Origin of the sequence: Treponema pedis, assembly GCF_017161325.1 — a bacterium.
Lineage (GTDB): Bacteria > Spirochaetota > Spirochaetia > Treponematales > Treponemataceae > Treponema_B > Treponema_B pedis.
Map to the genome: position 1 here is coordinate 718,563 of NZ_CP045670.1, position 12,366 is coordinate 730,928.

Genomic DNA, 12,366 nt, shown 5'->3' on the forward strand with positions numbered 1-12,366 from the left:
AGGCGGTAAAATTCTTTCTCCGAAATAATGATAACACAGATACTATAAAATGTCCAGCATTACATTAGAATCATTATTAATACGGTAAGTTGTAAAATAAATTGCCTAAAAGAAAGCGAAAAGTTGAAGCGGGTGTTAGATTTTCTTTTTGTTAACCAATAAATAAATGGTATATGTAATAATCACGGAACTTATTACTACATATACTACAAATTACTTTCCTTTTTTATTCGGATTAAGTTGCTCGCCGCGATTACCTTGATTTTGGTCATACTGACGATTTGTACCGGCTGTTCCCTTATTGGGATTTTGCATATTTGATTGATTATCAACCGGTTTTATCGGTTTATTTTTACTCATAGTTATATGCTCTCCTTATGCTTTTAATTTGTAAAATCAACCGTAAAGGTATTTCCTTCTAATTTTATATGGAAAGTTCCTTCCGTATATTGAGTTTTGGATTTACTATCAAAATTGTGCCATTTGCCGCTATACATAGGACTGTCAGACACCACTAAGATCATAAAATGTTGATTATATGGCTTAATTCGTTTAGAAGTTTTTTCGCTTACAACGACATCTTTAACAGTTATATTTTTTTCACCGCCTACAGGTATTTCAGTTTTTAACACAGGCGGAAAATCAAAAGAACTCTCCCAGTTTTCACCATTAGCAATAACTGTTTCTGTAGAGTATGACCAACCGTGTATTTCCACATAACACTTTTGACCGCTTTCATTTTTAAATTTTAAAACGAAATCTTCTTTTGTATATTCCGCCGGCTTATTAGGACAACCTGTAATTAAAGCTACTGCACCAATTATTACAACTAATACTCCAATCATTGAAACTATTTTTTTTTGTTTCATCATTTTCAACTCCTTCTTGCAATGTCCTTTTTTTCATTGCAATTATCTTTATTTTGAAGTCGAAAAAATGCTTTGATTGGTTCCGTGCCCGCCTGCATTAAGGAAGGTCAATCCAACATTCTTTCGCTCCTTTTTTAGTACTTTTAAAAAGTACTGATTTCTTCTATTATACCCCCCCCCCCCCCCCGCTTTGTCAAGAGGGCGCATTACAGTACGTTAAATCCGACCGAAAAAGAAATTGACTTAAGGAATTTATTTATATAATTAAAAAAAACGGCTCGGTCGTATTTCAGACCGAGCCGACTGTTATTTTTATTTATTAAAATCGCTTACGTTTATCGATTTTACATTGGAGTTCTTCCGTCTGCCGATTTCGGAATTTTTATTTTACCCGATTTAATATCCGCAAGAATTTTTTCGCGGCCTTCAACATCGGTATCAAACCCCGTTATTTTCCAGTTGAAATTCGTTTTAGGCGTTATAGTTCCCTTTGTAACTTCTTGAACGTACTTTACGATTAAATCCCTTATGCGTCCCGAATCCTGCATTACTTTATAAGAATCGTAATAAACATCTTTTTCCGAAGCAAGATTTAATTTTTGAAGCGTTCCGAAGCGGTAATTGTTTACAGCCAATTTATAGCGTTTTTTCGGCTCAATATCTTTTCCGTTTAACTTTACATTTTTAATTCTATTTCCCGCTTCCTTGGAAATATCAATATCGTAAGTAACTCCCTCAAACATATCATAATTATAACTGCGCACTTCAGGATTAAACGAAATCGTTACATCACCTTTTTTTGAAGTGTTATAATATGAAGCCGACCATTCCATATATTTTAAAAGATTTTCACCGGTAATGTTTATACCCATCAGCGTATTGGAATATTTATAAATAAACGCAACATCTTTTTTCTTAAAATCACCTTTTTTCAAATTCATCTCGGAGCGGAAAGCTGCTGCGGAAGAGATATCCGCCTTTGTGTAATACAGCTGCACATCGTTAATTAAATCTATAAGAGCCGTATCTTCCAATTGAATTGTAGGCATCGTAGTAACTTTTTCGTTACCCGTAATATAATCTACACGGGAAATAAAATCATCAGTAACTTTTCCGATAATCAAATTGGCATCATTAACAGATTTATCGTGTACAAATTTAAATTCTTTTTCCATTTGTTTGTCGGCGACGATTTTTGCCGTTTCACGGTTTTCGGCTTTTACCGAAACTATTTTCCATTTACCGTCTTCTTTCTTTACTTTCACTTCGCCTACAGCCAATGCCCAGCCGTAACACCCTGGTTCTATAATCCAAGTTTTATCTCCGTTCATACCTTCAACTTCATTTGCATAGCGGGCATGTTCGTGTCCGCCGAAAATTAAATCAAACTCCGGGATTTGTTTTGCAATTTCTACAACACCGCTGTTCGAGCCGTGTTCTCCGTTACGGCCCAAGTGAAAAGCTCCGATAAGCACATCGTATTTACCTTTCAGCTCGTTTACGGTTTTACGCGCAATATCAATCGGCTCTTCAAATTCCAATCCTTTAAAATGAGAAGGAGAGGAGGCTTCCCACATAGGTATATGCGGAGGCAATAAACCTACAACCGCAACGCGTACGCCTTCGACATTAAAAAGCTGATACGGTAAAACAAAATAACTTCCGTCTTTTTTATTTTTAATATTTGCACTTAATACAGCACCGTTAAAATTTCTAATATTGCGGGAAATAAATTCTTTTTCAAAATTGAATTCGTGGTTCCCGAGTACCCAAACATCGAAGTTCATATAATTCATAGCTTGAACCATCGGGTGAGTTTCAAGGTCGTTAAACAACTCCGCACTGTTATCCTGAACGGTATCGCCTACATCGATTAAAATCGCATTAGGATTTTCTTTGCGTAAAGCCTGTGCAAGTGTAAATATTTTTACAAACCCCGAGCCTTGCACTTCTTCACAAACGGCATATTCATAAGAATATAATCTTCCGTGAACATCTCCCGTTGCTCCGATTGTGATTGTTACATTTTCGGCACCGGCAGCACCTTTTTCAATAATCTTATGTGTAAGATTAACTTGCTCCGACTGCTCTCCCATAGCCTTCGCTTCCCGTTTTGAGGAAAGCTCATTACTTTTTACGGCGGACTTTGTTTCAACGCAGGCAACCAGCGAAAAAACGAAAATCAATGCCGCAAATACATGTAAAAATTTCTTCTTCATCATTTTACATACTCCTTATAAAAATGATATTTTAATTCGACTCCTGTTTTAACACAAAAACCGAAATAATAGCCGTACAGGGAACGGCTGCAATAAGCCCTATACTCCCTGAAAGTCCGTGCATAATTTCTATTACAATGCGCGGTATATTTATAAATTGTTTAAAACTCATTCCGTATCCCCAAATCATCATAACAAGAGGAAGAGAAGTTCCCGCAAACGCTAAAATAAGAGTATTGCTCATTGTTCCGGTAATATCTTTTCCTACATTAAGCCCGGCGGCAAACAATTGTTTTTTGGTAAGTTTAGGATTCGCAAAAAGAATTTCCTGCATAGAAGAGGTAATGGACATACTTACATCCATTACCGCCCCGAGCGAGGCGATTAAAATTGAAACGAATAAAAGCCCGTTAAGTTTAAGATTATAATCGGGTGCCAAATTTAAAAGCTGTTCGCCGCCTTCCATATTTACACCGGAAAGCTGCGCAGAATAAGAAACAATAACGGAAATAAGACCCGCAATCGTAATACCGCAAATTGTTCCGAAAATTGCCGAATAAGTTTTACGAGTAAAACCGCTTATTAAAATAAAACTTACGATGGCCATAATCGACACAAGACAAATTGAAACGGGTACCGGAGGAAGTCCTGCAAAAAGAGCGGGAATCAAAACGGTAATTATTACCGTGCATGTAAACACCAATCCTAAAATGGATTTTGCACCCTGCTTTTTTCCTAAAAAAAGAAGAGAGGAAAAAAATAGCGCAAGCAAAACATAAATATGAATATCCCTCTTTCGGTTATAAAGCCATACGGAGGTTTTCCCGTTTTGTTCACGCAAAGTAAAAACCGCCTTAAGCCCCTTATACCCCAGAGTGTTGTGAAGACTGCTCAAGGTATTATAAATTTCAAATTCTTTATCTTTATTGCTTCCTTCAAGAATTTTAATGCGAAGTTTTTGGGTTCCGCGGAATTTTCCGGCAATGACGGGGTCGGCAGTCAAATCCTCTTCCAATACGTCCAAAACGATTCCCGAAGCAAATTCTTGTGTAAAAGGCGAGGCAGGTCTAAAACCGTTTGAAATTTTAGGCATAAAAACACAGAGGAAAATCGTACACAACAATACCATACTTATAAATATTTTTTCACGCATACTCTTTAAATATTATACCTTGAATTTAAAGAGCCTGTCAACATATTTTAAAATCCTAATTTACTTGACAAATAATTAAATATGTAATAGCTTGTCCCTGCGTTAAAACCTGTTTTACGGGGAGGCTTTAAATTGACGGACAAAAATTTATCTTTAAAAAAATTAAAAGAAGAATTTATTTTACAATACGGGGAATCCGAAAATGAAATTATAATTGCTGCGGCTCCCGCCCGTATAAATATAATAGGCGAACACATAGATTATAACGGAGGATTGGTGTTTCCTGCGGCGATAAATTTATTTTTATTTATTGCATTACGTAAACGCTCCGATAGAAAAATAATTTATAAAACAAAACGGGAAAAAAAACTTTTTGAATTTTTCATAGATGACAATTTTAAATTTGAGTCTAAAAACAGTTTTGCAAATTACTTAAACGGAATGTTAAAATTTTTAAAAGACGAAGGTTTAAACATAACTTGCGGATTTGAAGTTTTAATATCAAGCGATATTCCTGCCGGTTCGGGACTTTCTTCATCTGCAGCATTGGAATCGGGTTTCGGCACGGCAGTATGCTCAATATTCAATTTTAAAATAGACGGAATTACTCTTGCAAAAATCGGGAAACGCGTAGAAAACGATTTTTTGGGATTAAAATCGGGAATAATGGACCAATTTGCAATTACAATGGGAAAAGAAAATAACGCAATATTGCTTAACACTTCTTCTCTTGAATATAAATATATTCCTCTTAATATTGAGCCTTATAAAATTGCCGTAATGAATTCCAATAAACCCCGAAAACTTACAGAATCGAAATACAATGAGCGCAAAGCCGAATGCGAAAAAGCTCTTGCATATTTGCAACAAAATAAGCAAATAAAATTTTTATGCGAATTAAGTTTTAAAGATTATAAAGAAGCCGAACCGCAACTAAAAAATAATTGCAGCGAAGCAATTACAAAAAGAGTACGTCATTGCGTTACCGAAAGCGAACGGGTTGCAAAAGCCGTCGAAGCCCTAAAACAAAATGATTTAAAATTATGCGGAAAACTTTTATGCGAATCTCATATTTCTCTAAAAGAAGATTATGAAGTTACCGGTAAAGAATTGGATTCTTTATTTTTTGCGGCAATTAAACAAGAAGGTTGCCTTGGTGCCAGAATGACGGGAGCGGGTTTTTCCGGCTGTGCGATTGCAATTGTACATAAAGACTGTTTTACACAATTCGCACAATCGGTGGGAAAAATATATAAAACTGAAACGGGTTTAACCGCTTCGTTTTTCCCGTGCAGTATTGCAAACGGAGCGGTCGTACTATAAGGCTTGTATTCATGTATTCAACCCGTCTTACCGAAAACTGCTTGACATTCGGCTTTATCTTTTCTATTATTTATAAACTTGCGAGGTAATTATGGAATGGAACAATCTTGATAAATGTAAATTTTTTAATGAATTAAAAAAAATAAAGCCGATAAATCTTCCTCAAGTGTTTAAAAGTGAAAATATTTCGGAACGGATTAAAAATTTTTCCGTATATGCCGGAGGCGGTTTAAATTTTAATTATTCCGCAAAACCCGTTAATGAAGAAATTTTATCGGCACTCCAAAGCCTTGCCGATGAACAAAAGCTAATCGAAAAATATACGCTTTTACTTAACGGCGAATTCATAAACACCGGCGAAAACAGAATGGTGCTTCATCATTTAACGCGCGGGCAGCTCGGCAAAGATGTTATCTTTAGAGGGACAAATATGCGTTCTTTTTATTTAAATGAGCTTGAAAAAATTAAAAAATTTTCCGAAGAAGTGCATACGGGAAAGATTAAAACTGCAAGCGGAAAAAATTTTACCGATGTTGTACAAATCGGAATAGGAGGTTCCGATTTGGGACCCAGAGCAATGTACCTTGCATTAAAAAATTGGGCTTACGCAAAAAACCGTCAAAAACTGAAAGCTCATTTTATTTCCAACGTTGACCCGGACGACTGCGCCGAAGTTTTAAAAAACATAAACTTGGAAACTTCGCTTTTTATCTTAGTTTCAAAAAGCGGCACAACTCAAGAAACACTTTCAAATGAACGCTTCGTAAAATCGATTTTGGAAAAAAACGGTCTTAACCCTTCAAAGCAAATGCTTGCCGTTACAAGTGAAACAAGTCCCCTTGCAAATAATCCAGATTACTTTTTTTCTTTTTATATGGACGATTTTATAGGCGGAAGATATTCTTCAACATCCGTGTGCGGTGCCGTTGTGCTGGCTCTTGCCTTCGGCATAAAAACCGTAGAAGAGTTTTTAAGCGGAGCGGCGGAAGCCGATAAACTTGCACTGGAACCCAATATAAAAAAAAATGCGGCTCTTTTGGACGCAATGCTGGGAATTTATGAGCGCAACGTTTTAAATTACTCTTCTACGGCTGTACTTCCTTACAGTCAAGCCCTTTCCCGCTTTCCCTCACACTTGCAGCAGTTGGATATGGAATCGAACGGTAAAACGGTAAACCGTTCAGGCGAGCCAGTAAAATACAAAACCGGACCTGTAATTTTCGGAGAACCGGGGACAAACGGACAGCATTCTTTTTATCAGCTTTTACATCAGGGAAGCGATATAATTCCTCTGCAATTTATAGGCTTTAAAACAGGACAATTAAACGAGGACATTAAAAGCGAAAATTCCACCAATCAACAAAAACTTATTGCAAATTTAATTGCTCAAATTATTGCCTTTACCGCAGGAAAAAGCGATGAAAATAAAAATAAAAATTTTGAAGGAGGCCGTCCTTCAAGTTTAATTTACGGGGAAACTCTTACACCTAAATCTTTAGGAGCTCTGCTTGCCCATTTTGAAAACAAGGTAATGTTTCAAGGTTTTGCATGGAATTTAAACAGCTTCGACCAAGAGGGTGTTCAATTGGGAAAGACCTTGGCAAAAAAAGTTCTTTCAGGTGATATGCCTCCTGCATTAAAAGCATTTTCGGAATTGTTATGCGGATAATAAATGCCGAATTTATAAAGGGGGCCGTTAAAGCCGAACAGTTTCCCGATTTAGGAGTTCCCGAATTCGCTTTTTTTGGACGCTCCAATGCGGGAAAATCCAGTTTAATCAATATGCTCGTAAACAGAAAAAATCTCGTAAAAACCGGCTCGCGACCCGGAATGACCCGCGAAGTAAATTTCTTTTTGGTAAATAAACCGGCAGGAGCAAAAATAGGTACATTAAAGTGTAAAAAGGGAGCGGAAGTTTTCGGATTTACCGACTTACCCGGGTACGGTTACGCAAAAATTCCCGGCGGAAAAATACAGGAAATCGATAAAATGCTTTATGAATATTGTACGAATCGCCCTCTTTTAAAAACAATATTCTTTTTAATGGATATACGCCGAGAGCCTACGGAAGTGGAGCTTAACAGTATACATTTTTTTTATGAGCTTAATATTGAAGTTGTAATCGTAGGAACAAAAGCGGATAAAATCGGAAAAAATGAACAAATAAACGTAAAAAAAACTTGGGCTAAATTTTTTAATTTTGACGAAAGTATAATATTATTTACCTCAACGTTAAAAAAAATCGGACGGGAAGAAATTTTAAATTTTGTACAAAAAAGGTGTATTGAAAAATGAAAATAACAAAACTGACGGAACAGGATTTTACTACAAGTACTTGGCAGGGCGGAACTACAACTCAGCTTTTTATTTATCCCCCCGGAGCAAATTACTCTAAAAGAGATTTTTTATTCCGTTTAAGCTCCGCAACCGTAGACACGGAAAAATCGGAATTTACCGTATTACCCGGAATTCAAAGATTTATCGCTCCGCTTACCGGAAATTTAAAAATAAGCCACGATGAAAAATATTTTACAAAATTAAAACCTTACGAAATTTACGGATTTGACGGCGGAGCAAAAACAATAAGTATGGGTAAGGTTCGCGACTTTAATGTTATGGTACAGGAAAATGCCGAAGCAAGCGTAAAAAACTTTTTTTTAAATTCACATTCAAGTTTAAAATTCGGAATTTTCAAAAACGAAATAGGTTGGCTGTTTTCATATAACAATTCCTGTAATCTTAATATGGGCACAAAAAATAATACCTCAATAAATCTTAATTTGGATAAAATGACGCTCATTATTTTTGAATACGAAGATATTTCCGCTTCGGAAGAAAAAGAAGAGATTTTTATTTCGGCCGACGGTAATGCAAATTTATTCTATGGAAAAATTTTAAAAATTCAATAAATTTGCAACTTTACTTTATACCTTATTGTCTATAAATTATAAGAAGTTTTTAAAAAGAGTTTTTAACTCTTATTTTTGATTTTATGGAGATTTTATGCAAACCATTAACGAACTCGGAGAATACACTTTTCAAGCCTTGCTTAAAAACAGTGTAAAAAACTTTGGAGAACGCCCCGCCCTTTCTTTTGTATCGGGAACACCGATGACATATACAGAATTAAACGAAAATATAAATTCCGTAAAAATACTATTGCACTCGCTCGGCGTAAAACCTTCGGATAAGGTTGCGATTTTCAGCCCCAGTATGCCTAATTGGGCTGTTGCATATCTGGCGGTTGTTACTATGGGAGCTATAGCCGTTCCCCTATTACCCGATTTTAACGAAACCGAAACGGAGTCTTGTATATCCCATTCCGGAGCAAAAACCGTAATCGTTTTTGAAAAACTTATATCCAAAATCGAAAACATCGCCTCTTTGGAAACTATAATAGATATCTCCGATTTTTCCGTAAAAAAAGGAGAAAAGAGCGTAAATACCGAACTTGAAGAATTTAAATGCAATGAAGAAGATACCGCTTCGATAATATACACTTCAGGCACTACAGGGCGCTCCAAGGGAGTTATTCTTACAAATAAAAATTTGGTATTTACCGCAATTGCTGGACAGCACTGCCAGCGTATAAATAAATACGATGTCGCTCTTTCCATGCTGCCTATGTCCCATGTTTACGAATTTACAATAGGCTTTGTTATGTTTATTTTAAACGGAGCATGCGTATTTTATTTGGAAGGACCGCCTACCCCGCGAATTCTTTTACCTGCATTACAAAAAATTCGGCCGAATTTTATGCTGACCGTTCCGATTGTAATAGAAAAAATTTACAAACAGAAAATTTTACCCGTTTTTAATTCGGGCGCATTTATAAAAAAACTTTACGCTACAAAATTGGGAAGAAAATTTTTATGCCGTCAGGCAGGAAAAAAACTGAAAAAAACTTTCGGCGGAAGGATTAAATTTTTCGGACTCGGCGGTTCAAAAACGGACCCGATAGTGGAGCAATTTATGAAAGACGCGAAATTCCCCTATGCAATAGGTTACGGGCTTACCGAAACCTCCCCCCTTGTAGCCTACTCCGGTGTAAATAAAACAATCCCAGGTACTATAGGAATCCCCGTCCCCGGTGTAAACATAAAAATAGGAGACCCCAATCCGGAAACCGGAGTGGGAGAACTTTGGGTAAAAGGTCCTAATGTAATGAAAGGCTACTATAATGCCCCTGACCTTACTAAGGCGGCCTTTACCGAAGACGGCTGGTTTAAAACCGGAGATTTGTGTTGCATGGATTCCAAAGGGATTATAACTTTAAAAGGCAGATGTAAAAATATGATTTTAGGTGCTGCGGGAGAAAATATTTACCCTGAAGATATTGAATTTCTTTTAAACCAGCACCCTCTGGTTTCGGAATCTCTGGTAGTTGAAGGTGAAAACACGTCTCTTGTAGCTTATGTGCAATTAAACGAAGAAAAGCTGAAAGAAGCCGAACAAGCGGATTCGCCAAAGTCGGATTCGGGGAATTCGGTGTTACGCTCTAATTTAACCGAAATTCAGGAAGCCATAGGCGGTGCCGTTTCCGAAATTTCCAATGCACTGCTTTATAAACGTGAAGAAATGTTAAACGAAATAAAATTTTTCGTAAATTCCAAAGTAAATAAATTTTCCAAAATAGATAAAATTGAAATCGTGGAAAGTTTTGAAAAAACGGCGAGCCAAAAAATAAAGAGGTATTTATATTCGCTGGGAAACAAAACCGCACAAACTTCAAGTTAAATATAAATTCTTAAACTTTAAACGGCGGCTATTCTTTTTTACCGAATAGCCGTTTAAAAAAGTTTTTTATCGCATTCCATATTCTGATAAAAATATTAGGCTGCCGTATTCTGTTTAAGCGGGTAAAGGCATTTAAAAGCTCTTCATCGGTAAATTGATGTCTTTGAATATTCTCTTCTATTTCCATTTCAAGGGCTGCCGCTTCATTTTCCGCCGAAACGACATTTGCCGTTATGGTTTTCCACCCTAAAAGTTTTGCAGCCTCAAGACGCCTCTGTCCCGCAATCAGAACGTTATGCTCATCTATAGTAATAGGTGTTAAAAGTCCAAGCCTCTTTATGCTTTCCGCCAATTCAGGAATTTCTAAAAGTTCCTTCCTCGCACGCTTTTTTATTTTAATACCTTCTATTTCAACTTGCATAACGTCCCTCCTATTTGTATTTACACGGTTCTATGTAAGCCTATCGCAATTTTCTGATTTGCATAGAAAGTTCCTGAAGTTTTTTAAACGCTTCATTTTTTATCTCTTCCCACTCTTCCGATTTTGTGTCAAGCACGTTTATTTTATCTTTCGGCATATCAAAACTTGCAGACACCGTTTTACTGATTTTAAAATTTGCATCGGTTCCGAGTAAAATACTGTTTTCTTCCGAATCTCCAATACCTAAAACCATATTATCGATTCTGTAATTAATTCCGTCATCTGTTTTTTCAACATTACCTGAAACATGTACATCTATGCCGCTTGTATCTTTTAAAGTGCTCATATACATACCCGTTTTAAAATTTTCTTGAGAAACCGAGGTATCGGCATAAAAATACCCTTGAATATTCATACTGCCGGGTATTTTATCGGCTTGTTCTTTGCTGAAATCCATATCTAAAATGAAGCTAATATCCGCTTTTGTATTTGTAATGTGTCCCCCGGTCATAAATTTTATAGCTAAGATTTTGGAGCCTTCAGGGTCAATAAAATTCAGTTCGCTTTTTATACTGTTTAAAGGATTCGTATAATCGCCGATTTCATAATCTATTTTTCCAAAAAGATTACCGTCTATAGTAATTGTTATTTCGTCTTTTGTAACAAGACCGTTTTTAACAATAAGATTTTCGGTCATCTTAAGTTTTTGAATATTATCTTTTATTGAAGTATTATAAAATTCTTCAGCTTTTTTAAATTCTTCACTATACAGTTTTTCATAAACATTCCAAGAAGTTCTGAGCCGATTATCGTTTTTAACTGCATATACAAGTGCGGGAAAATATTTGAAAATATCGTCATTATTAAATTCGATAAAATAGTTGCCGTCGGTTTCTTTAATCACTGCATTTTTATAAAGAATTTGCATCGCCTTATTATAACGTTTTTGAGAAGCTCGGTCGGGTTCAATGGACTGTAAATTTCTAATTGTATTGTAAGAAAAGTCGCTTTCCAAATATGAAAAAAAGTTTTGAGGAAAAATAAGAGCCATAACCTTGCCCAAACTGTCTGCCGGAATAAAGAAGGTTTTATCAAGAATTTTAGGGCTTGCCGCTTCAATATTCTTTTTGCCTATTTTAATATTTATAACATCGGTTTCTTCTTCTCCCTCAAAAAAATTTTTGAGTTTATAAGAGTATCTGTACTCCTTTGCATTTTTATCGTTTGCAACCTCGTATTTTATTCCTATGTTGTTATCTATAATGGATTGAACGAATGAGTTTACAGTTGAACTCGCATCGGCAAATATGCCCGAAGCCTGATAATCGGTTAAAAAAAACTCGCCATATGCATAGCCGTTATCTTTAATGACATCTTCTAAAAAGAAATTATTTGCAAACTCTTTGTAAGCCTTCATACTTTTTTCCGAAGAATTTCTTTTTATGCTTATTATGTTTTTTACTTCTTTTTTAGTGCAGGACAAAACTGTAACAGCCGCAATTACAGTTAAAATAAATAATTTTATAGTTTTCATAAATTACCTCTCCATAAATTTCAGTATACGCATTTGTCTTCCCGTTGTCAACTTCTTCTTTCATCACGTTTCGCGGTATACGCATTACAAAAGTTATAAAACGGAAAGGA

Annotated in this window: 9 protein-coding genes and 2 pseudogenes; 5 read left to right on the plus strand and 6 right to left on the minus strand. The window is 35.9% G+C overall.

Going from position 1 to position 12,366, the window contains the following annotated elements:
• Positions 1 to 213: 213 nt before the first annotated feature.
• From DYQ05_RS03145 to DYQ05_RS03160, 4 genes and pseudogenes are all read right to left on the minus strand, one after another.
• The gene (locus tag DYQ05_RS03145) at positions 214 to 360 is read right to left on the minus strand and encodes a hypothetical protein (RefSeq protein ID WP_020964453.1); all 147 of its coding nucleotides are present in this window, start codon (positions 358 to 360) and stop codon (positions 214 to 216) included.
• A 23-nt stretch (positions 361 to 383) separates the two neighbouring features.
• On the minus strand, positions 384 to 872 hold the full coding sequence (locus DYQ05_RS03150; RefSeq protein ID WP_206184162.1) for a hypothetical protein: 489 nt from the start codon (positions 870 to 872) through the stop codon (positions 384 to 386).
• A gap of 309 nt (positions 873 to 1,181) precedes the next feature.
• Positions 1,182 to 3,091 (minus strand): annotated as a pseudogene (locus tag DYQ05_RS03155) (bifunctional metallophosphatase/5'-nucleotidase).
• Between the two features lie 28 nt (positions 3,092 to 3,119).
• Positions 3,120 to 4,241: a YibE/F family protein gene (locus DYQ05_RS03160; RefSeq protein WP_206183813.1), complete on the minus strand. Its 1,122-nt coding sequence runs from the start codon at positions 4,239 to 4,241 to the stop codon at positions 3,120 to 3,122.
• Between the two features lie 132 nt (positions 4,242 to 4,373).
• Here DYQ05_RS03160 and DYQ05_RS03165 point away from each other — a divergent pair, with 132 nt between their 5' ends.
• The 5 genes from DYQ05_RS03165 (at position 4,374) to DYQ05_RS03185 (ending at position 10,301) form a co-directional block, all read left to right on the plus strand.
• Complete coding sequence (locus tag DYQ05_RS03165; protein ID WP_024466759.1) at positions 4,374 to 5,564, plus strand: galactokinase; 1,191 nt, start codon at positions 4,374 to 4,376, stop codon at positions 5,562 to 5,564.
• 91 nt (positions 5,565 to 5,655) lie between these two features.
• Complete coding sequence (locus DYQ05_RS03170; protein WP_206183814.1) at positions 5,656 to 7,233, plus strand: glucose-6-phosphate isomerase; 1,578 nt, start codon at positions 5,656 to 5,658, stop codon at positions 7,231 to 7,233.
• Positions 7,224 to 7,859, plus strand: coding sequence for a ribosome biogenesis GTP-binding protein YihA/YsxC (yihA, locus tag DYQ05_RS03175; protein WP_024466761.1), 636 nt, complete (start codon positions 7,224 to 7,226; stop codon positions 7,857 to 7,859). The genes DYQ05_RS03170 and yihA overlap by 10 nt, the downstream gene beginning before the upstream one ends.
• Entirely contained in the window at positions 7,856 to 8,473 is a 618-nt protein-coding gene (locus DYQ05_RS03180) for a HutD family protein (protein WP_206183815.1), read from the plus strand. Before yihA ends, DYQ05_RS03180 begins: the two co-directional genes overlap by 4 nt.
• A gap of 94 nt (positions 8,474 to 8,567) precedes the next feature.
• Complete coding sequence (locus tag DYQ05_RS03185; RefSeq protein ID WP_206183816.1) at positions 8,568 to 10,301, plus strand: AMP-binding protein; 1,734 nt, start codon at positions 8,568 to 8,570, stop codon at positions 10,299 to 10,301.
• Between the two features lie 28 nt (positions 10,302 to 10,329).
• On the opposite strand, the pseudogene DYQ05_RS03190 reads toward DYQ05_RS03185, so the two are convergent.
• Both DYQ05_RS03190 and DYQ05_RS03195 read right to left on the minus strand, forming a co-directional pair.
• Positions 10,330 to 10,728: pseudogene (locus tag DYQ05_RS03190) on the minus strand (ParB N-terminal domain-containing protein); the annotation flags it as partial.
• A 34-nt stretch (positions 10,729 to 10,762) separates the two neighbouring features.
• Positions 10,763 to 12,256 (minus strand): hypothetical protein, encoded by a 1,494-nt coding sequence (locus DYQ05_RS03195; protein WP_206183818.1) that lies wholly within the window; start codon positions 12,254 to 12,256, stop codon positions 10,763 to 10,765.
• Positions 12,257 to 12,366 lie beyond the last annotated feature (110 nt).